The organism is Microbulbifer maximicatervae (SeqCode), assembly GCF_052467955.1.
The window spans coordinates 3722215-3744912 of the sequence record NZ_CP174329.1; the positions used below are offsets into that span (position 1 = coordinate 3722215).

Here is a 22698-nt window from a genome sequence, read left to right on the forward strand (position 1 = left end):
GAAAACTATCTCAGATATTTAAATTGTTAATTTCTATTATTGATAATCAGTCAATAGCATAAGCGGCATCAAAGTTAAGAGCCAGGCACCCAATAAGGAGCTAACCATGTCCCGCTATATCGAATCCGAACTCAAGCCGTTTAACGCCAAAGCCTACCAAAATGGCGAATTTCACGATGTAAGTGACTCTGACGTCAAAGGTAAATGGGCCGTATTCTTCTTTTACCCCGCCGACTTCACCTTTGTATGCCCCACTGAATTAGGCGATCTGGCAGACAACTATGAAGAGTTTAAGAAGCTGGGTGTAGAGATCTACTCAGTCTCCACAGACACTCACTTCACCCACAAGGCCTGGCACGATTCCTCTGACACCATCGGTAAGATCCAGTACCCGATGATCGGTGATCCTACCGGTACCATTACCCGCAACTTCGGTGTAATGATTGAGGAAGAAGGCATTGCCGACCGTGGTACTTTCGTAATCGACCCGGAAGGCCGTGTTCAAATTGTGGAAATTACTGCTGGCGGTATCGGCCGCGATGCCAGTGAGCTGCTGCGCAAGATCAAAGCTGCTCAGTACATCGCTGCTCACCCCGGTGAAGTTTGCCCAGCGAAATGGAAGGAAGGTGAGGAAACCCTGGCCCCCTCTCTCGATCTGGTAGGCAAAATTTAAGTCTTCCCAAGCCCTCACAGGATTGGAACTGGCCTTGCCCGCCCTTTTGGCGGGCATTGTCGTTAGTCAAATATTGCTAATCCGTGTTAATGGCTTCTTTGCTTCGCAATAAGTGACAAAAGCAAGCAACATACAACTCCTCCCAAGAGGAACACAGGAACTACAAAGATTGCGGTTTGTATTCCGTAACTTTCATCTAACCACCCCACCAAAGCATGGGCCAGAATCAAGAAAATTCCCCCCATACCTAAGGAGAATGAAACTGTAAAAGGGGGATTCTTACTACAATCTGTCAACCATTCCATGGCATAAGGAAACAAGTAGGATAGTGTCAATCCACATACTGGAAACCATAGTGGACTCACCCAGTAGCCCAGAGAAAATACGGCTGCTGTCGATAAAAAGGAGACTATCAACCAAAAAAAAGCACTTCCCTTCAGCAGGATAAAAGTGAAGGCCACTCTCCCTAAGCAAAGCAATCCGAAGAAGATTGAAAGCAAAATATCCGCCTCAACGGCCCAGTGCCCTCCCCTAGCTTCAAGAAACAGCACCATCCTACTCGCCAATATATGTTCAGCGCCGTTGTAGGCAGAAACAATAAACCCACCACCAATTGCGATCCACCACTCTTTCGGTTCTTTATCTCGTTGGCTTGTCTCCTTATAGGCGCCAGGGTTAAAAGAACTCCCATTTTTCCTCAGTTTTCCTTTTCTTCTTATTAATCCAGACAAGATAAAAAATAATATGCTTGCTGCTATCCCCCCAAACAAATAGAAACCGCCCTCCCATCCAAAGTGAAATTTATATAACAACCCGGGTAACAAAGGAGACAATATGGAGGCCACCCCATAGGTACTATGTAATCCACAATAACCTTGACGAGTTAAGTTTTCAGGCACAAAAAGGGGTATTGCCACATTAATCAAAACCATGCTCCCTCCGGCACCCAAACCAAAGAGAAAGCTGCCCAGAATAAGCAGGGTAAACGAGTACAGATATCCAGAAATACCTGAAAGTACCGACCCTACCCCCATAAAAACTACGAATAATGCTAACCCAGAGATCACTCTGATTTTTTTCACCCAGAGAGCCCCTGATAAAGTCATAAGTAAGGCAGAAAAAGTGGACAGGAAGAAAAAGGTGGAGCCCTTTGTTGGGGAAACGGAAAAAAAATCTAAAATTTTGGGGTAAATTGGAGCTTTATAGACCTCTACAAAGCCCAGTAAAAATAGAGCCCCATAGCATGACAGCAATCCAAACCAATAGATGTTGCGTTTCACGCAGCCCTTCTTTTGATATATTGATCACATTCTTCAATCATTCGGATTGCTTGTATAGAGTCGGCAAGAGGAAGATCCGGTGATTCTATGAAGTTTTTCTCAATACATAACTGAACAGCCTGTGCCTCATAATAAAGCCCTTCAGAATTTGGATAATTAAACCTGCCTCTTATTCTCGGCAATGGGAATTCGTACAACTTAGTCTCATTATCTGTCCTTCGATCACCAGTGATCCGCGTCACTGACACCCTAGTTGGACAATGTGCCGGGGCAAACACTTTTATCCGCCCTTCTGTGCCATAGATTTCCAACTCTTCCGCACCCTCAACCAGATGACTCCAGGAAACTACAGCTGTTGATCCACTATCGAAGTGCGCATAAATGAGCCCGGCACCATCCTCCTGAAAACCGTAGTTATCCAGCACCCCAGAGAACTCCAGGTCTAATATCCCCCTACCCAACACCATCAGCGCCGTGTGAACAGGATACACACCGGCATCCATACCAGCTCCCACCTTCCATTTTGGAGACTGCAACCCTTCATCCTTACGCAGGTCAAAGCTCAAATCTGCACGAAGCTGGCTTACCTTACCTATATTTCCAAGACTAATAATATCTCTACAGTATTTAATAGCAGGGAAGAACCTCATCCACATCCCTTCCATGCAAAACAGCTGTTTTTTATTGGCAAGCTCTTTAATCCTTACAGCATCCTCAACTGTTAACGCCAGAGGTTTTTCAATAAGAACAGGCTTACCTGCCATTAATGCTAATTCAGCATGTTGTCGGTGTAACTCGGGGATAGTTGCAATATAGACAATGTCAATATCAGGATCAGAAACAAGTTCCAGGTAACTGCCATAAGCCCTACTTGCTCCATGACTATTCGCAAATTCTCTCGCTCTATTAAAATCCCTGGAAGCTACTGCAAACACTTCTGAGGAATCCAGGTAATCGAGGACTAGTGCAAAATCATTTGCTATTCTTCCACAGCCTATAAATCCCCAGCGCAGCCTTCTCAAAGGTATTTTTTTAGTACTTTGATGACTGGTAAAATCTAATTGCTTAGGTAAATACTCCTCCTCTGCTATTTCATCAGGATCCAATATTAGCTCCGGATAACGAGTAAGCCTCTCTTGCAGGTCATACCAAGCGCTTTCCAGGTGGTTCGCCTCTATCTTATTGACCCAAATACAGTTTCCTAGAGGGGCAGGGAGAGGCGCTCGCAAAGTACCGGAGCGATGGATTGAGATCTGTTTTATTGCCGTCTTGTACACATCCAGACTCAGCCCTTTGACACTAGCTGCAAGTCCCAGCTGTACGTAAATTCCAAACAATAACTCAATATCTGCCTTGGATATCAATCCCATCTTTTCAGCCAACAGTGAAGTAAACAGGCAGTCAATGCCCACAGCTTCACCATGCATCAACCTAAAAGCCTCATCACGCTCCAACCAGCGGGATAACGTATGTCCAAAGTCCATTGGTCTGGATAAGTTCTCTTCTTTTAAGTCTCCCGCAATACTATCCAGCATGGCATCAATACAATTTATCAGCAGTTTATAGGATGCATCTCCCGGCAGGCCATCAGGTTCTAAAAAACTATTTTCCAACAGAGTGGCACCCTGAGCTGACAAGGTATCGAGCACATCCTTATTGAATACCACTCCAACCTTAATCATTTCACCAATCGCACTTTTTAATACCCGCTGTGGATTAGTTTTCAAGAAAGAGGGATCAATAATGGTATGCAAGGGACAATGAAAAGCACCAATCCCATTCTTAATATTGTGGTTCACACTGACTTTAATGCCGATAGAGGAGTCAATCATTCCCATTAGAGTCGTTGGAATACGTATCCAGGGTGTATTCCGTCGCCACACCGCACTGACAAACCCAATCGTATCGGTTACCGCCCCTCCGCCCATAGCTAAGATTGGCTCCCTGTAACGAAGAGGATTTGCCTTCCATATCTCATCAATCATACTGATAAGACTATTAATATTTTTTGACTGTTCGCCACCCTTCATAACTATCGGGATGAACTCAATCCCCATGGACTCTTGCCACTCGGTAATACCCTTCCCATAGAGTTCCCATACCTTGTCATCAACACAACAAATAATTCTGTTCTGCGGCGGTCTTAGAAGTTCTATAAGGAATTTATTACCAGGATTAAAGAGTCCATGGTGGTACCAGATTCTTTGGTTTGTTGGAGCCTGACAAATAGTATCTGAAATTTGTACGATAGAATGATGGCTTTCATCTTCTCTTAATTGAGCCTTAATACTGGGCTCTATCGCTGCAGCCAATTCGAGAACACCACATGCATGAAGCAGTCGCGGCAGGCTCAGGTATTTCTCATCATCGCTATCTAGAATGGATTCAATAAACAGCCGCTTCAGATTGTAATAATCTCGCTCAAACAAGTAGCAATACCACATCCCTCCCTTTTCTTTTCTAGTAAGCTCAAGTGCCCGATCAAGCACATCTTCCATGGCCTGCCGAATAAACACAGGGTCACCGCGAAGGCCTTTTCGCATCGCTATGCAATTTTCTACGCCTTCACAACGGGTAGCCAGAAAAGAGAAGCTTACTCCTAGATTAGTTTTTAGCGTGAAAGACAGCTTTTTGAAGTCCTCGATATCACCGAAGCGCTTCTGCACGGTTTCATCTCGATTCACTACTACATCAGTAATGTTGTGAGGAGCAAGATTCCACTTTGCTATACAGAGTTCAAGTTCATGGCAACACTGGTTGAGCAGCATACCTTCGGAATTTTGCCTAAAGATGCTTTCCAGGTTAGCTTCCGGATGCGGGTTGTGATGAATGAATCCGACACTCCTGGACTTCAACTTCCATTGCTCGTTAAGCCTCTCGGCTCTATCCACGTAATTTGCGATATGCTTTTGATAGCCAACAACAACATTTACATTGTTTCTGTCGGCGATCCTTTCCATTTCACGCAGCTTTTCCAGCGAGTCTGCACCAGGTTTTTCTAGGTATATATTCCTATATCCTTTACTAATTACCGATTCAAAAACCCCCTTCGCGTGTGGAGTCCTCACCGAGATAACAACCAAATTTTTTAAGGAGGGATGCGCATCAGGTATTTGCTCCACCGAGGAACAAGTTTTGAAATCGCCATACTGAGCTTTTAGCCTTGCCATCTCATTTCGGAAAACCATCCCTTTTTCAGATGACTCGGCATCCCTGGAAAGCCAATACTCTTCAACAATCGCATCTACCACTACATTTCGCATATTCATTAGCTGAGACAAATGCAGCCATCCGATTGACTCCCCAGGCAGACCGACACCAACCACCGTGACATGCACCACATTCTGATTCATAGCGGCAACATTTAACCTCACATCCGCTGGCACTACCCAGATCGTCAGAACCGGGCTCGCACTTCTAACTTATTGCTAATGTGCGCTGATTTACGACTCAACTCTTTTTTGATGCCTGAGGGTATAGACCGCGATCAACACTTCTATATGTCGTCTTTGCGGCTCAATAGACATCAGGATGCGCCGATAAGGTTTCACCTAACGGCTGTCGCTTTGCCAAAGCCATTAAGTAGCGGCTAAACACCCAATCAATCATATAGCCAACAACGATTGCCAAAAGCTATCACACGCATTTACATTAATAATTTTTATCAAAGGGCATCGACCGATAGTATAGATCCCACTTCCAAACAACGACCAACAAGACAGTGATGAATAAGGAGCTATCCATGTCACGTTACATCGAATCCCAGCTGAAACCCTTTAGCGCCAAGGCTTATCAAAACGGCGACTTCTTCGATATCAGCGACGCCGACGTTAAAGGCAAGTGGGCCGTATTCTTCTTCTACCCCGCAGACTTCACCTTCGTCTGCCCCACTGAGCTGGGCGATCTGGCGGACAACTATGAAGAGTTCAAGAAATTGGGCGTTGAGATCTACTCCGTATCTACCGATACCCACTTCACCCACAAAGCCTGGCACGACTCTTCCGACACCATCGGCAAAATCCAATACCCGATGATCGGCGACCCCACTGGCACCATCACCCGCAACTTCGGTGTGATGATCGAGGAAGAAGGCATCGCCGATCGCGGCACCTTTGTAATCGACCCAGAAGGCCGCATCCAAATTGTCGAGATCACTGCCGGCGGAATCGGCCGCGATGCCAGCGAACTGTTGCGCAAGATCAAAGCTGCCCAGTACATCGCCGCTCACCCCGGTGAAGTCTGCCCGGCCAAGTGGAAAGAAGGCGAAGAGACCTTAGCCCCCTCCCTAGATCTGGTAGGAAAGATTTAACCCAAATACCTCTGACCCGGCCCATCAAAAGGTGGGCCACAACTAAGCCTTAAATTGTTAGAGAAAGGACACACCGATGTTGGACGCAAACCTGAAAAAACAACTGGACACTTACCTGCAGAATATCGTCAAGCCGATCGAGATTCGTGTGTCCACAGATAACAGTGAAAAATCCAAAGAGCTGGAAGCCTTGGTAGATGAAATCTCCGGACTCTCCAACAAAATTACTGCACAGCAGAGTCAAGCCAAGCGCACGCCGAGTATGGCCATCGCCCCTGCCGGAGAGGAACCCCGGGTTAGCTTTGCTGGCATTCCCCTGGGACATGAATTTACCTCACTCGTACTGGCACTGTTGCAAGCGGGGGGCCATCCCTCAAAAGCAGACCCGGAGCTACTGGAGCAGGTACGAAACCTGAAGGGTGAATTCCACTTTGAAACCTATATCTCCCTCTCTTGCCAAAACTGCCCGGATGTCGTCCAAGCGCTGAACCTGATGGCAACCCTCAACCCAAACATCACCCACGAAATGATCGACGGTGGCCTGTTCCAAGAGGAAGTTGAAAAGCGCAATGTTATGGCTGTACCTGCGGTTTACCTCAATGGTGAACACTTCGGCCAAGGCAGGATGTCCCTCGAAGAGATTGTTGGAAAACTGGATACCGGCGCAGCCGAGCGTAAAGCTGAAGAACTGAATGAAAAAGCACCCTACGATCTTTTAGTGGTAGGGGGTGGCCCAGCTGGCGCAGCGGCTGCTATTTATGCCGCTCGCAAAGGCATTCGCACTGGCATAGTGGCAGAACGCTTCGGCGGCCAGGTAATGGATACCGTAGGCATCGAGAACTTTATCTCTGTACCTTATACCGAGGGCCCCAAGCTCGCAGCCAGCCTTGAGCAACACGTAAAAGAGTATGGTGTCGATATCATTACCGATCAACGCGCAGCCAACTTGCGACGCAACGAAATGGTAGATATCAAACTACAAAGCGGTGCGACCCTATCCAGCCGCTCAGTAGTATTGGCTACCGGTGCCCGCTGGAGGGAACTGGGGGTTCCCGGCGAAGCCGAATACCGCACCAAGGGTGTAGCCTACTGCCCCCATTGCGACGGCCCCTTCTTTAAAGGTAAGCGTGTAGCCGTTATTGGCGGCGGCAACTCGGGCATCGAAGCAGCGATCGACCTCGCCGGAATCGTCGAGCACGTCACCGTACTGGAGTTCGCCGACAAACTACGTGCAGACGAGGTACTGGTACGCAAGGCTCAGTTAATGGACAACATCGATATTATCGTCAATGCCCAAACCACTGAAGTCCTCGGCGATGGTAACAAAGTGAACGGCCTGGCCTATACCGATCGAGAGAGTGGTGAAAATAAGCAGGTCGACCTGGCTGGTATTTTCGTACAGATTGGCCTGGTACCCAATACGGAATTCCTTAAAGAAACCGATGTGCAGATGAATCGCATGGGCGAAATTGTGATCGACGAGCGCGGCGCAACTTCAGTCCCCGGCGTTTACGCCGCCGGCGATGCGACTACTGTCCCCTACAAACAGATAGTGATCTCTATGGGTGCAGGTGCAACTGCGGCACTGGGCGCATTTGACTACTTGATTCGATCTTCGGTTGAATAACCCTTAAGCAAACATTGGCCGGCCCTTTGCCGGCCAATGTCTAAAAAAATAAGTGCACAATAAACTTTCACAGGCCCCAATCTAGGATTCAGGGTACTTCCAAAAGTAACTCAATGTTTAAACACTGACTCTACCCCCCCCAATTAACTTCAGAGATAGGCTCTCCAACACCTGCATTGCCCTATACTTTGATTTTCACCTACTTTTCAAAGGTATACCCTCTATTCGCCGGCGACTAATTCCACTCATTAAAGAAAGCCATCTAAGTAAGATAGGTAAAGCTGGCAGGTTAACTTCCATATAGATCATGTAGATGCCCAACTTAAATAGTTGTTACACCTTTCTAAAAGAGTCTTGAAGAATTAGGCGATGATTAACAGTTTCACCGTCATCTTTGGTTTTTCCGCATTCATCTTTACTTTTTTTCTCATTCATAAATCTCTTCACATTGTTATTAAGAGCAGCTCAAAGGACAACATCGATAAAGTATGTCAGCTAATTTTGTACACTATTTTAGTCATATTTGGCGCTATCGCACTATATCAAGAATACGAAAGCATCGGCAAAATTGGCGCAACCAGATTTTTCCGACTTGCATTGCTGTATGGCGTATCAATGTATGCGTTTGAGATAATCTTCTTACAGATAAGTCGATTTAATCAAATACATCATATCTACTACATTATTCTTGGGATGATATTCATATACCAAGATTATTATCTTGCAATATTTCCTGCTCTCTATTTTGTCGAGCTAACTGTAATTTTTGATCTAATCAGCTTTCTCACACGGAAAAGCAAAACTATAGGGTTTAAATATTACGCTTTTTCGCTAATGGTTCACGGCTTTGTCTGGTCAATACCTTTATTCCTTTTTTATCTAATTCTTCAAGACGGACTCCCCAACGATATCTTTTTAGATTCCATTCTTCTCATTGCACTTTCTATAACCTTTCTTGCGTCAATCGGGCTCGCCAACAAAGCACCTACACTTATTACCAAGTTTGTTAAGTACCAAAGGGACAACTCTCCCTAGAAATAAAGAAAATTGTACTCGCATCAAACCGATCCGCTTCCAAAATTCTGGCCAGCACCTATATAAGACGCCCAACTTCGCATACAGAAACAGCAATGGAAGGTGTGATTTCACATGCCACTTTAGCCCCATATTTACAACAGAAACTAAACCTCTTCCTTTGATTTATATATATTATTAACAAACAGAAAACAAAGCCGATAAATTCGATAGAATATCAACCGGAATAACTCACTTATTCCCCCCCCGAACATATGCCATCTATAAAAATTTAGTTTATCGACCTGGGAGTACCCCATGAAGAAGCCCAATTTAACGCTATTTCTCAGTCTATTATCTACCCTTGGATTACCTTTAGCCTCAAACAGTTTTGCTGTGAGCTGTGGCGACACGATTACTACCCAGGAATCCCTCACAGAAGATCTCTCTTGCGAAACCAATCCAGCCCTCACAATCGACGGCCCCGGTGGTGGGCTGAACTTAAATGGGTTTACTGTTACCTGTATAGAACCATTACATGAGGGCATCTATCTAACAGGCCTAGCTGCAAGCCTATTTAATGGTGTAATAGACAATTGCAATGACTCAATAGCACTTACGGAAGATGGTGTTCATTTTGTCAGTGATATTGAGATTAATAATCTTGTAGGTGTGGGCGTACGTATTGAAAGTAACAGTAATTTTGTTACCGGCATCGTGATACCTTTTAATGGTACGCAATATGCAATAGGCATAGAAACAGCTAATCCCGCAAGCCTCAATCAGATCACTGGAAATTTTCTAGAGTTCCCGGGATTTTCAGGAATATATATAGAGGGGCGAAGCAATACAGTCACCGGAAATGAAATTCTTAACCCTGGTGATTTTGGCATAGCTCTTGATTCTGATGGAGGGAGCAACTTAATCCTACTTAACACTATAATCAGTGACAGTAAAGCGAGAATACTCAACACTCTCAATGGCGATGGAGATGTGGGAATATCTGTAAGTTCAGATTCAAATCTCATATCCCAAAACAGTATATCGAACAGCACCACTGGAATCAGAATCAATAACAGTGACAGCAATACAGTAAGCAGCAATGAAGCTGACAATAACATTGACTATGGCATAGTGATCGAGGGAACTAGCGCAGAATTCAATAACATTTTATCTAATACAGCCAATGACAATGGTATATTCGACCTTTACTCCCCTGATGATCCGAACTGCACATCTTCGAACAACTGGATTGGCAACATCTCTACAACCAACGATCCCAACTGTCTGGACTAAATATTCACTCGATTACATTCACACTCCCTAATTTACAAGCAATAGCTGAGTAGTATATCGCTGGCTAACAAATAGCATAAATAACCAGGGAGCCTCTGAATAGCTCCGTGATGCCTCTGGCATACAGAGCGGTTCACAATCAAGGCGTTGTTGCGTAGGGATGTCTAGACCTTCCAAGAAGTCGCAACGCGAAGTGTGAACCGCTTTGCATGTCAAGAGATAAAACCTTCAGCCATCCTGTCTGTCTACACCTAAGAAACCCCAACAATAAATAGCGCTCTAAAACAGACAAACAGCCCACTTAAAGGCGTAATAATAGATTCATATTAGAAATAGCCCTTAAGCCCTCCTCTATCATTTAAATTAAGTATTATTAAAAATCATTAAAACAACTAAATATTGCAAGGGGAACACTGATATATCCTCACGAAATTCACCCAGACTAAAAAACTGCCTATCTAAGGTATCCGCAATAATTACTGACATGGTACAAACCCTATGAAAAAACTAACAATAGCCCTTTGTTACATCCTTTTAACAACCGCCGCAATATCAACCTCTATTAATAGCTATGCCGTTACCTGTGGAGGCAGTATCACTACAGCGGAGACGCTAACTGAAGATTTAAATTGCACTACAAATGTTGCATTCAGCATTGTGGGTCCATCAGGCAGCCTTAATATGAATGGCTTTACCGTTACATGTCCTCTCACAGCAAATAATGGTATAGTTCTTGGTGGATTTTTTGCGAGAATATCCTCAGGGACTGTCGAAAACTGTAATAATAGCATTATATTAACAGGAGACGGCTCCCACCAGGTTGTAGACGTTGATATTGTTAACCCTACCTCTACTGCATTACTTGTTATAAGCGATCACAACTTTATCTCCGGTGTTCAGATACAGTCGAACGTCCCCGACTCTAACTTTGGTATACGAATTGAAGACAATGATTTCAACCAGGTTTTCGGAAATACTGTTGATGGTATGGATAACGTTGGCGTGCAAATAGAGGGGTCTTCAAATAGTGTTTCTGGCAATATAATCACCAACACCTCTGACACTAATGGCTCTGGTGTTGGTATATCTATTGAACCCCCTGGCAGCTCCAACATAGTTACATCAAACATTATCGATCAGAGTGCAGGTGAAGGCATTTTAACATTTGAATCAGATTCAAACCTTATATCTCAAAATGTAGTAACAAACAGTCTAACCGGCATCGCAATTGATAATGCAGATAGCAATACAGTCACTATAAATAGCGTTAGCGATAATACGGATTACGGAATATATATTGAGGATGCAAATGCTAGTGGCAATAACATTTTATCCAACTCATCGCTAAACAATGGGAGTTTTGATCTTTACTCCCCCGATGATCCAAGCTGCACCGCCAATACTTGGTTAGGTAATACTTTTGTTACCAGCGACCCTTCATGCCTGAATTAAGCGAACAGAATACTCAATCGAAGGCTTAGTTTGAAGACGATAATAAAGCTCTATATCGTCTTCTTACATAATTACCAACGCAACTTTAGGATTTAAATTGAATTGGAATGCTACGCTTTTATCAAGAGCATCACTATTTATTTATCAGTTTTTAATAAAAATAAGTAAAACTTCCCATTAAACTAATGTCCCACTAAATCAGCACTTACCTCTCATAGCGCCTGCCTGGGCCATCTATCAAACTCATACTTGTATCAAACCCATTCACAAGGAGTATCCGCCAGGTTGTCGACCAAATTCTGACGATCAGGCTAGTGTATGGTGATTGATACGACTTCAACCTTGAAATGCAATGGAAAACGACATTGGTCGTACAGTCTCATCACTAAAGGAGTTTATGATGAAGAATATTGCACCTCTCGCTGCCAGTATTGCCCTGGCAATCATTAGTCAGGGCGCTATCGCCGACACCAATACCGCTACGGTATACCAGGAAGGTCTTGGGAACACTGCAACAGCTGATCAAAGTGATCCAACCGCCACAAACAATACCATCGATCAAACTCAGATCGGTGATAACAACACCAGCTATGCGGAGCAATCTGCTAACAGTGATGGTGGCACGATCATTCATAACCAAACTGGCGATATGAATACCGCCGAGTCCTATCAGGATAACTCTGTAGGCGCCTATATTGAGATCAACCAGGGAGACAATAATCAATACGTCTTCACTCTCCAGTCATTTGTTGACGGTAGCACCATGTCCATTACCCAAGATGGGGATGGCCACAGTGCAACCTTAACTCAAACCAACAGTACTGATGATGTTATTGTGGTGAATCAAGCTGGGGTAAACCAAACCGCAGTTGTTACTCAGTCACTGACATCAAACAGTGAAGTCTATGTAGATCAGCTCGGCGATTCCAACCTGGCGACACACAATCAAGTCAATGGAGACTCTAACTACTCCTACTCATATCAGGACGGTACTACCAACACCCTTAATGTGATTCAAACCAACGATGATCACGAGAGCAACCTCTGGCAAATTGGCGACAACAATGTGGCCATTCATAACCAGACGGGTTCAGATCACTACGCACTGACTGAGCAGCTCGGAACTTCTAACTTTGCCAACATTACGGCTACAGGTATTGGTTCTTCCGCTCAAACTTACCAAAATGGTGTGGGTAACGCCCAAACAACAACACAAATTGGCGATGCGCAATCTGCTTTTGCCAATCAAACCGGAAACGCAAACGTAGGTGTGATTCTACAGTAAACGCTTCATCTCGCAGTGCTGCCCATAAATGGGCAGCACCCATGGACTCATTGGCACCGAAAGACCATCTTCCAAAGAGTTATTTCCGAAATAACTCTTACCTTACATCCACATACCTAGCAATAACCCAAGTTCTTTACCACTTATATAGGCGATTTTGTGTTCGTCATAGGTACAATCCGCACCGTTAGTTAGTCTCTCCGTCCCATCTATCAGGATAAGTCGCCTCTATCTGATGACGCAACATACCTTTACCCCACGCATAACTAGACAAAGGATAGCCAAGACTTCCTCGCCGTTCAGCAGCCCTATTCGCCACTTATCCTAATTTTAATCCAGAAGAAAAAGATTCCTCTAAGATGGCAAGCATTCAGCAGGTGAACACAGAGAGAATAGTTGTGGGATATATTCAAACTAGATTTTCAAAGACAAACGCAAAGTTAAAGTCGCTTTTCTTAGCCGCCGGCCTGTTTTCTACTACAGCAAGTGCTGGTGGCATTGATGGAGAATGGAAGGCCACTATCCAAACAGAGAGTGACAAGGTACTTCCGATTGTCCTCCATTTTGATCAGGATAACGATAAATGGACGGGCGTACTGGATAGCCCTTCACAAAATGCCTATGGCATAGAGATGTCATCCTTGGACATTAGCGGCAACAACATATCCTTCGAAATTGAAGACTTACAAATCAGCTACGAGGGGGCGTACAACCCAGTAGTTGAGCTTATGTTCGGTTCATTTACTCAAGGGAAGTCACTGTCTCTTAACTTCAGAAAGATAAATACTGTTCAGCCGGAGAATCGTCCACAGACACCAACAGGTCCCTACCCCTATACTATTGAAGAGGTAAGTTTTAAAAGTACAATCACAAATAATATAATCTCTGGGACACTAACCAAACCAAACTCAAGGATAAAAGCCACCGCGATCCTGATTAGTGGTTCGGGGCCGCAAGATCGGGATGAAACCGCATTTGGCCATAAAGCATTTGCGGTAATTGCCGACTATTTAACTCGGCAAGGGTACGCGGTATTGCGTTATGATGAACGAGGAATTGGTGACTCTACCGGGAGTTTCTCCACGGCAACTACCGAAGATTTTGCCAATGATACCAGTGCAATTGTGGATTATCTGAACAGTCGTAACGATCTCCCCAAGGGTAAAACGGGCTTGATTGGGCACAGCGAGGGGGGGATGATTGCCCCCATGGTAGCCAGCAATCGTGATGATATTGCGTTTACAATTCTTCTCGGCGGCCCAGGGGTTAAACTACAAGAGCTCTTTTTCGACCAGTGGCACAGGGATAGAAAGCACAGCGGTGTGACTGAGAAAAACCTACAAGAGTTACGCAAGCTTGATAAAATTATTTTTGAACAATTTGCTCATCTTCCCATTGGGGAAACTATCAGTGATGAGTTGCACCAATATCTCTATAAGACTGTTGAACTCGAAGGCTTGGAAGGAGGCAAACTGGAAGCTCAAGTTGAGGTACTTAAAAAACAGTATTCCACCCCTTGGTTTCGTTATGCATTGAGCTTCAACCCTGAGCCCTATTTAGAGGGTACAAAATGTCCTATTTTGGCTCTTAACGGCTCACTGGATTTTCAAGTTGATGCGGAAATGAACTTAGGCAATATAGAAAAGGTGTTGGGTAAATCCAATCATAAGGATTATGAAATTATTGAACTCGATAAAATGAATCATCTCTTTCAAACAGCCGAAACCGGTAGCTATGCCGAGTATGCAGAAATAGAGGAAACCTTTTCCCCTATTGCACTTGAGACGATGTCAACCTGGCTGAACGAGAGATTCTGATTTTAATTTCAACTAAACTCTGTGGCCCCAGAACAAGGGGCCATTTTATTAATATGTATTAATTTATGAAGTTACTGAAATCCCCCGCACCTACGACAAAGTTCTTAGCGTATCATTTTGGCGGCTGGCTAATATTCGCCCTAGTGAATTCCATCTCTCGCGGGTTACTTACCGATGAAAATTTCGAGCAGCTTGCCATACATGCAATCACACTGATATTAACCTGCGGAGCTTTAACACTAATCATCCGGGAAATAATTTATCGCTTTGACCTCTTAGATAAAAACTGGAGGCAACAGTGGCCCTACTTCGTTCTATCCTCAATCTCACTTGCATTTGCCTGTGCTTATATTTCAGTTATTTTTCTATTCTCATATTATAATTTAATGGGGTATGCCATCCCCGAATCAATTTGGCACAACATACTTGGCAACTGGCTTATCATGACTATTTTATTAGTAAGCTGGACCCTGATTTATGTTACAGCAGTTAATCAAGACCGTTTACTCAAAGCTGAACAGGAAGCCATTCAACTTAACCTACAGCTCAATGAGGTTAAAATGGCAGCACTTATGGGGCAGCTTAACCCACATTTCCTTTTCAATGGACTAAACAATATCCGGGCCTTAATTCTCGAGGATGCTACTAAATCAAGAACGATGCTGACAAACCTCTCTGATCTACTGAGATATACATTGATGGCACATAAACAGAAAACCGTGCCGCTCAGAGATGAGCTGGAAATTGTTTGTCAATATATCGACCTCCTCAAAATACAATATGAAGATCGTTTGACTTTCAAGTTGATAACTGATCCAGAATTGATGGGAGAGCGAATCCCTCCTCTTATTATCCAACTGCTTACAGAAAATGCGATACGCCACGGAATTGAAAAGTCCAAGCATGGCGGTGAAGTAACCATCAGAGTATCCCATGAAGAGGAACACCTAGTCATCACGGTAGCTAACCCAGGGACCTTAGAACTAAACACACCTCTAGAAACAAGGCCCAGCAAAAAGAAAAATGAAAATACCGGATTGGGGCTAGCTAATATAAAAAAACGATTGACTCTTCAATATGGTAACAACACATCCTTCCAGATAAAGCAACAAGGGCAGCAAGTTATTGCCCAATGCCATATTCCTACTTCATCTCTACAGTTGGCGGTATAATAAGTGAAAGCCATTATTATTGAAGATTCCAGACTCGCTCGTAATGAATTGAGAGAGCTGTTAAAGCCTCACAAAAATATAAATTTAGTTGCAGAGGCAAAAGATTGTGAGCAGGCAGTTTCTCTGATTCTAAAAGAACAACCAGACTTACTTTTTTTAGACATTGATCTACCGGACGGGACTGGCTTCGACATACTAGAACAGCTTGAAACTGCACCCCAGGTTATTTTCACAACCGCTTATGATGAATACGCCATACAAGCATTCGAAGTCAACGCATTAGACTATCTCCTCAAGCCGATCAACCCGGAAAAATTAAAACGGGCCCTTAACAAAACACTAAGTGATTCTTCCTTACAGGATGATAATCACTCATCGAACTACCTAGACACCAACAACAAGATCTTTATCAAGGACGGAGAGCGTTGCTGGCTAATAGAAATAGGAAATATCCGTTATTTTGAAAACTGTGGAAATCATGCTCAAGTATTCTTTGATAACAACAAACCGTTCATTTATAAATCATTATCTAAAATTGAGCAGCGTTTAAATCCTGAGATTTTCTTTCGCGCCAACCGCCAGCAAATCATAAACCTGAATTTTATTCAGGATATTCAACCATGGGTCAACAGCGGACTACTAATAACAATGACCGATGGAAAAGAAATTGAGGCTGCAAGACGCCCCGCTACTCGCTTACGGGAGATGCTAAGTTTGTAGGTCAGCCGTATAACCTGCTGTCAGTTATCATACTGGCAGCAGCATCTCTATTACTCACCTCGTATACATACTCTGCCGCTAATCTGAAACATCAATCTTAGCGGCAGACTTTTAATCCAGTAAAGTCTAAAGATGGACAGCTTGCCAAACTACCTGAATATCGGTTCACCTTATGGAATATGTGTCCATAATAGGAGATGACACAATTCTTTGCTCATTTTTAATATCGTTCAAAAGACGTCCTGAAACACCCCCTCACTTATGTAAAAAGGAATCTATCAAATGTTCAAACGAGCTTCCTGTTTTGTTTTAGTAGCCCTTTTATTCAGTATTACCAATTTGGTGGTAGCGCAGCCAAATAACCTAGAAGAGAATAAAAAACTCGCAATGCAAGCTGTGGGTTTGTGGCTAAGCGGAAATAAGATAGATCCCATGACAATTTTATCTCCTAACTATATAAACAACCTGGATTCTGCGACAACGGATAGCGCAGGCCCACAAAAGCGTAACCTCAAACAATTTGAACAAGAAGTGGCTAAGTTTCACAAAGCATTCAAAGACATCAAGGCAGTCAGTACCAAGCAAGTAGCTGAAGGAGATCTAGTCGCAACTCATGTTACAGTCAGCGCTAATCATGTCGGCTCATTTATGGGGGAAACTCCAACCAAAAAAATAATCACCTGGGATGCTGTGGAATTCTCCAAGATTCAGGATGGAAAAATAGTCGAAGCTTGGGTCACTTGGGACAAATATGGATTCCTAAAGCAGCTTGGTGCACTGAAGTAGTCAATTGCAGAGTAATACTATTCTTGACAGCAAGTCAGGATAAATTCCCGAATGCGGCATTCATGCTGCTCTGACCCCAAATAATCAAGATGGTCGATATTTTGATTGGTGTCTTTTATGAGTTTAGAAACTCCATCTCGAGAACTTGGCCCACAGGAGGCCTTATTTATAGAGATGACAAGACTCTCTTATGGTGGCTTACAATTTGTCTCCTTCATTAGAGTCTGTAAATCGTTAAGTGTTGACACTTTACGTACAGGATTAGAGTATCTACACAAACGCCACCCTCTTCTACGCGCTCGTATCCAAAGAGGGGAAAAACTTCGCTGGATTTGCGACGTTGACTTCAATGATATTCCATTAAATATATGCCAAGTTGATGATACTCTCAATTTAGAGGATGAGTTTAGAGATCACGGCATAAACTGCCTGGACAGTGAAAAATATGTATACAGTATAAAGCTCTACCTCAATAAAGAAGGTCTCGTAGAGTGGATTTCCGTCATCAATATACATGCGGCATTTGATGGCAGATCAGTAATGACTATATTTTCAGACTTAGACAAATTCCTGCAATCTAACGAAACACTTGAACAGGCCAAGTCACTACCTCTACAAGAGAGTATTGCGAGCCAGCTAGAGTCAGCTGGATACTTTGGAGAAAAGGGAGTTGAACATAAGAACACTGACGATTTCATCTGGCCGGTAGAAAAGCAAGCCGCTCCCAGTGAGCGCAAGTCCTGTGCTATTTCATATGTTATGCCGCCAGAAAAAACTCAAAAACTCGTCAATTGGGGCAAGAGTAACGGCATAAAAATTACTGCAATTTACTGTGCCATTACATCTATTGCCGCGCGAGCAGTACCGGTTGACAAAAAATTAACAGAAGTCACTTTATCGATGGATGCCAGGGGGCTATGCTCCCCTAACATTCCCTTAGGACATATTGGAGCCTTTTCCGAAACTGCTAGCTTGAAGCTCCCCCCAAATATAGAGTCTGCCAATGTTGTTGATGTTGCCAAAATGCTACAAAATCAAATCATTTCGGTATTGCTCAAGCAAAGGCCTATGAGTAAAAATCTCAGCTCAGACTATAAGATGAGCGATATAACCCATATGGCTACTGAAATCACAGCACAGCACAAATCATTTCCCGCAGGGATTATTGTTTCCAATGGAGGCAGCATACCCTTTTTAGCTGATGAAATGGAGTACTTTGAAATTCAGATGCCGATGATTACTCTAACTAACGGCATTAATCCATTAATGGCTGCAACCTTTACCACTTACCGTAATTCGGTCTTTGTTTTTGGGTATTGTGAACCATTGATTAGCAGGCATAGTATTGATTTATTTGTTAATGAATATATGCGTATATTAAATGGCCTTATTTCGGAATAGCATTCCATGCAAGCAAATACTTTAAGCAAACAACCTTAAAATGGAAACCCTGAAAGCAGCCATTAAAAAATTAACTCTTATACAAATAAGCACCTCACAAACCCGCTAAAAATCAACTTGTTTTTTGAAGTGCCAAGCAACTATTTATATTAGCAAAGCTACTTAAGCTGGAACATATTGCTCATCCCATAAGCTGAGTAAATTTCTTGCATCGCCTCTTCTGTAGCCTTGTTAACTTTCTCTATAGTGGGATTTAAGCCTGTGCCATCAACAGTTGTTCTAAATGAATGCTTACCAGGCTGAACAATCAGAGACTGAATGCCAAATTGAGCCAGCTCCACGCGGTAGTTTTCTCCGATTCCCTCTATTGCGTGCTTGGTAGTATTATATGAGCCAAGAAAAGGTAATACGAATTCCCCCAAAATACTTGATATCTGGACAATAGCTCCACTACCACGCTGTTTCATTTGCTGCAAGACCGCATGAATTAATTGTTACAATCCAAACACATTATTTTCAAAAACCAAGATACATAATCTAGCTGCATTACTTCCGCTAGATATCATTGCATATGCTATATCAATAGAAAGGCGGAGCTTACCAGCGTCGGATTTCGAGACAAGTCACCACCACCTAGAACAATTACACTTTCTACTTAAGCTCCGCGTAAACTCCTTACTATATTTCTTATAGATTTTGTTTTATTACCATTCAGTCTTTGAAGATATAAAATAAAAGTTAATATACCTTTGGGAGTTTGTCTTTAAAAAGGCAAAACCCATAAGGAATAGATGGTTTTGGGTACAACATGGCAAGTAAGTTCAACGCCTCTTTCAAAAAGACTATTATTGCACTTGTGTATCTTGCTGTTGGTTATGCTTTTTTCGCCTACGTTTATAACAATTTTTTTACGCAAACAACCACATTCCCCCGAGAGTCGGTCACGTATGATCTTACTCACAATACCGATTATCTCCAGCAAAAAGACACGATTAATATCCTCGTCGTAGCAGGCGGAGGAGTCAGAGGCTTAATTCCTCTACATGTACTGCAGTATATTGAAGACAAATTAGGGAAGCCCCTTGATCAGGTGTTCGACGTTTTTTCAGGGGTTTCCACTGGAGCCATTATCGCAACAGGCCTCAATATTCCTGATGAAGCTATTCCCAGCAGAAACGGGCAAAAGCTATCCCATCTCGACTATCTGGTTGATATCTATGAGAACGAAGTAAATTACCTTTTCTCTCCCCCTTGGTATCACAAGTTCCTAACCGCAGGCGGTCTGTTTTCACCCTCTTACTTTGGCAGCCGATTACATGAGGTAATGGAAAAACATTATACTAAAGACCTTAACTTTACTGAACTTGAGAACTACGTAATCATTCCTTCTTTAAACTTAAAGGACGGACAGATACATCTTTTCAAGAACAAAGGTGAGACGGTTAATTATCTCCCCACCGATCGGCTTTATCAATTAATGACAGCTGCGGTAAGTGCTGAAACTGCTTTTCCGCCTGTCGTATTCAATTATTCAGAAGATGAAGGTATCCAGCATTGTGAGCCTGAATTTGCAGAATCGGAAAACGAATCCCAATGTGTGTTTGCAGATGCAGCTATAGCTATGAACAACCCGGCCAGTATGATTCTTCGAGATGTTATCAACGAATTTCCCGGTAAAAATTACTACATCCTGGTATTAGGTGCTGGCAGCCCTCGACTCCTTAGCTCAACAACAAACTACGACACATTGAAAAACTGGGGACAAATAAACTGGTTTCGAGATGCATTAACAAATATGCAGCGCTCAATGGATACACACCAGCTCCATACACTGGAAATTGCAAAGTCTTTATCTGAAGAAGGGAGGATAGAATACGACTATCTAAATATCGAAATTCGAGAGCCTTTTATCGGCATATTTGAGCATAAGAAGCTCCCAAAGTTAAAGGACTATTCAGACCAACTAATCAAAGACAATCAGGCCCAAATCGATCTAATTATCGACCATTTAAAAAGTGAGAGCATTAAAAATTCAAGTGATAAGTCTTGACAGGTGACTCTTAAATCAACATGGGGGAAACCTAGAAGGTTTCCAGGCATCTATGTGTTACCTCCTTGACTCACCTGTATATTTACAAATGCCTGGTACTGGCTTAAAAATACTTCGCCAGAGAGCTTTTGTAAAAAGCTACTTTTCTCCAAACGATCCATCACCGGACCTTTAACTTCAGAAAGATGAAGTCGAACACCTCTATTAAGTAAGATACTGTTTATACTTTCCAGTACTTCCAAGGCGCTCCAATCAATTTCATTGACTGCACTACACATCAGAATAACATGCCTGACCTGGGAATTACCTGCTAGACGGCTATAAATACGCCCTTCCAATGTACTTATATTAGAGAACATCAGACGGCCATCTACTCTAAAAGTAAGAATTTCAGAAGCAGTTTTAACTCGGTGTCGATCTATATTGCGGAAATGCTCAGTGCCTTCGATTAATCCTACCTCTGCAATATGAGGCTTTGATGCACGCCAAATGAATAATAATAGCGATGCACCCACTCCACAGAGCACGCCCGACTCAACGCCAAATAATAGAGTAACGAAGATTGTCACCGCTACAGCAAGAAAATCCGCCTTGGAAAATTGCCAAGTTTTACGCAAGATAGAAAAATCTACCAGTGAAAGTACTGCAACAATAATAGTGGCAGCAAGAGTAGCTTTCGGAAGAAAATATAGTGGTGACGTTAGAAAAAGAGCCGTGAATCCAATGCCTATTGCGGTAAATAGGCTGGCAAACTGTGTTTGTGCTCCCGCGTCAGCATTTACAACTGAGCGTGAGAAGCCACCACTTACCGGAAATCCACCAGAAAAACCTGCCCCAACATTCGCCAACCCTAGAGCCACCAGTTCTTGGTTGGAATCAATTCTTTGTCTACGTTTTGCGGCTAAAGTCTTTGCCACGGATATCGATTCTACATAGCCGATGATAGCAATCATTAGCGCAGGTAACGCAAGTGACTCAAATAGGGAAAGCGACAGCTTTGGCAAGCTAAATTGAGGCAGCCCCGAAGGAACACTGCCAACAAGGGCTACTCCCCATGCTTCAAGGTTAAAAGTATATGAGAAGTACACGGTTATCAGCACTGCTACTGCGGGGGATGACTTAGACAGAAGATTAGCGGTATCAGCTCTGATTCCTAATCTTTGCAATAGTTTTGCCGCACAAGCTCTAGATAGGTATAGAAATAGCACCACCCCCAAACCGACTAACAAGGTCAACTGATTATAGCCTCCCAATTTTTCAAACAAGCCAGGCAACAGCTCTAATATTGTATCTCCATGGACCGATAGCCCCAGCAATTGGGTAATCTGATTAAGTGCAATTAATAATGCAGAAGCAGTTATAAAGCCGGAGATTACCGGGTGTGATAAAAAGTTAGCGAGAAAACCTAACTTTAATATACCTAATACTGTGAGAATTCCTCCAGATAAGAGCGCCAATATCGCTGCTGCAGTGAGGTAGTCCACCTCACCGCTCGCTGTTACCTTTCCAAGAGCAGCGGCGCTCATTAAGGAGATTACCGCTACAGGTCCTACGGATAGTGTTCGACTGCTGCCTAACAAGCCATAGACTAGCAGCGGAACAATACTCGCATAGAGGCCCACCTCAGGTGGCAATCCGGCAAGCAAAGCGTAAGCAAGGGACTGGGGAATAAGGAGCACGGTAACAATTGAAGCCGCCAGTAGGTCCTGGGTTAGCAGCTGCCGATTATAGGAGTGAATAGTAGCCAGAATGGGAAACCATCTGGTGAGATGCTGCATCGCCATGATCTGTTTTCCGCTCTGGCCTTACGGCCTGA

At 43.4% G+C, this 22698-nt stretch carries 16 protein-coding genes; 12 read left to right on the top strand and 4 right to left on the bottom strand.

Annotated elements, in window-relative coordinates; all coding sequences use genetic code 11:
* Positions 1-106 precede the first annotated feature (106 nt).
* On the top strand, positions 107-673 hold the full coding sequence (ahpC, locus tag ACJJI5_RS15945) for an alkyl hydroperoxide reductase subunit C (RefSeq protein ID WP_413662577.1): 567 nt from the start codon (positions 107-109) through the stop codon (positions 671-673).
* A gap of 86 nt (positions 674-759) precedes the next feature.
* Here the strand turns inward: ahpC (ACJJI5_RS15945) and ACJJI5_RS15950 are convergent, their stop codons facing one another.
* Both ACJJI5_RS15950 and ACJJI5_RS15955 read right to left on the bottom strand, forming a co-directional pair.
* Positions 760-1953, bottom strand: a complete 1194-nt coding sequence (locus ACJJI5_RS15950; RefSeq protein WP_445354611.1) for an MFS transporter — start codon at positions 1951-1953, stop codon at positions 760-762.
* Complete coding sequence (locus ACJJI5_RS15955) at positions 1950-5306, bottom strand: Gfo/Idh/MocA family oxidoreductase (RefSeq protein ID WP_445354612.1); 3357 nt, start codon at positions 5304-5306, stop codon at positions 1950-1952. Before ACJJI5_RS15955 ends, ACJJI5_RS15950 begins: the two co-directional genes overlap by 4 nt.
* 389 nt (positions 5307-5695) lie before the next feature.
* On the opposite strand from ACJJI5_RS15955, the gene ahpC (ACJJI5_RS15960) reads away from it, so the two are divergent.
* From ahpC (ACJJI5_RS15960) to ACJJI5_RS16005, 10 genes are all read left to right on the top strand, one after another.
* Positions 5696-6262 (top strand): alkyl hydroperoxide reductase subunit C, encoded by a 567-nt coding sequence (gene ahpC, locus ACJJI5_RS15960; protein ID WP_413662579.1) that lies wholly within the window; start codon positions 5696-5698, stop codon positions 6260-6262.
* 76 nt (positions 6263-6338) lie between these two features.
* Positions 6339-7889, top strand: coding sequence for an alkyl hydroperoxide reductase subunit F (gene ahpF, locus ACJJI5_RS15965; protein ID WP_445354613.1), 1551 nt, complete (start codon positions 6339-6341; stop codon positions 7887-7889).
* Between the two features lie 1332 nt (positions 7890-9221).
* Positions 9222-10199 (top strand): right-handed parallel beta-helix repeat-containing protein, encoded by a 978-nt coding sequence (locus tag ACJJI5_RS15970; RefSeq protein WP_413662582.1) that lies wholly within the window; start codon positions 9222-9224, stop codon positions 10197-10199.
* A 498-nt stretch (positions 10200-10697) separates the two neighbouring features.
* The gene (locus tag ACJJI5_RS15975) at positions 10698-11651 is read left to right on the top strand and encodes a NosD domain-containing protein (RefSeq protein WP_445354614.1); all 954 of its coding nucleotides are present in this window, start codon (positions 10698-10700) and stop codon (positions 11649-11651) included.
* Between the two features lie 400 nt (positions 11652-12051).
* A complete protein-coding gene (locus tag ACJJI5_RS15980) occupies positions 12052-12936 on the top strand; it encodes a hypothetical protein (RefSeq protein ID WP_445354615.1) in 885 nt (294 codons plus the stop codon).
* A gap of 359 nt (positions 12937-13295) precedes the next feature.
* Positions 13296-14753: an alpha/beta hydrolase family protein gene (locus ACJJI5_RS15985; RefSeq protein WP_445354616.1), complete on the top strand. Its 1458-nt coding sequence runs from the start codon at positions 13296-13298 to the stop codon at positions 14751-14753.
* Positions 14754-14818: 65 nt separating this feature from the next.
* Positions 14819-15925: a sensor histidine kinase gene (locus ACJJI5_RS15990; protein ID WP_445354617.1), complete on the top strand. Its 1107-nt coding sequence runs from the start codon at positions 14819-14821 to the stop codon at positions 15923-15925.
* A 3-nt stretch (positions 15926-15928) separates the two neighbouring features.
* Positions 15929-16645: a LytR/AlgR family response regulator transcription factor gene (locus ACJJI5_RS15995; protein WP_445354618.1), complete on the top strand. Its 717-nt coding sequence runs from the start codon at positions 15929-15931 to the stop codon at positions 16643-16645.
* 282 nt (positions 16646-16927) lie between these two features.
* Positions 16928-17431 carry an ester cyclase gene (locus ACJJI5_RS16000; protein ID WP_444914223.1) on the top strand — a complete coding sequence of 168 codons (504 nt, stop codon included), beginning with the start codon at positions 16928-16930 and terminating at the stop codon, positions 17429-17431.
* Positions 17432-17548: 117 nt separating this feature from the next.
* Complete coding sequence (locus ACJJI5_RS16005) at positions 17549-18832, top strand: condensation domain-containing protein (RefSeq protein ID WP_445354619.1); 1284 nt, start codon at positions 17549-17551, stop codon at positions 18830-18832.
* A gap of 158 nt (positions 18833-18990) precedes the next feature.
* On the opposite strand, the gene ACJJI5_RS16010 is transcribed toward ACJJI5_RS16005, so the two are convergent.
* The gene (locus tag ACJJI5_RS16010; protein ID WP_445356322.1) at positions 18991-19320 is read right to left on the bottom strand and encodes an SDR family NAD(P)-dependent oxidoreductase; all 330 of its coding nucleotides are present in this window, start codon (positions 19318-19320) and stop codon (positions 18991-18993) included.
* Between the two features lie 320 nt (positions 19321-19640).
* Between ACJJI5_RS16010 and ACJJI5_RS16015 the strand changes: the two genes are divergently transcribed.
* A complete protein-coding gene (locus ACJJI5_RS16015; protein WP_445354620.1) occupies positions 19641-20882 on the top strand; it encodes a patatin-like phospholipase family protein in 1242 nt (413 codons plus the stop codon).
* Positions 20883-20932: 50 nt separating this feature from the next.
* On the opposite strand, the gene ACJJI5_RS16020 is transcribed toward ACJJI5_RS16015, so the two are convergent.
* Positions 20933-22666 (bottom strand): SulP family inorganic anion transporter, encoded by a 1734-nt coding sequence (locus tag ACJJI5_RS16020; protein WP_445354621.1) that lies wholly within the window; start codon positions 22664-22666, stop codon positions 20933-20935.
* Positions 22667-22698: the final 32 nt, after the last annotated feature.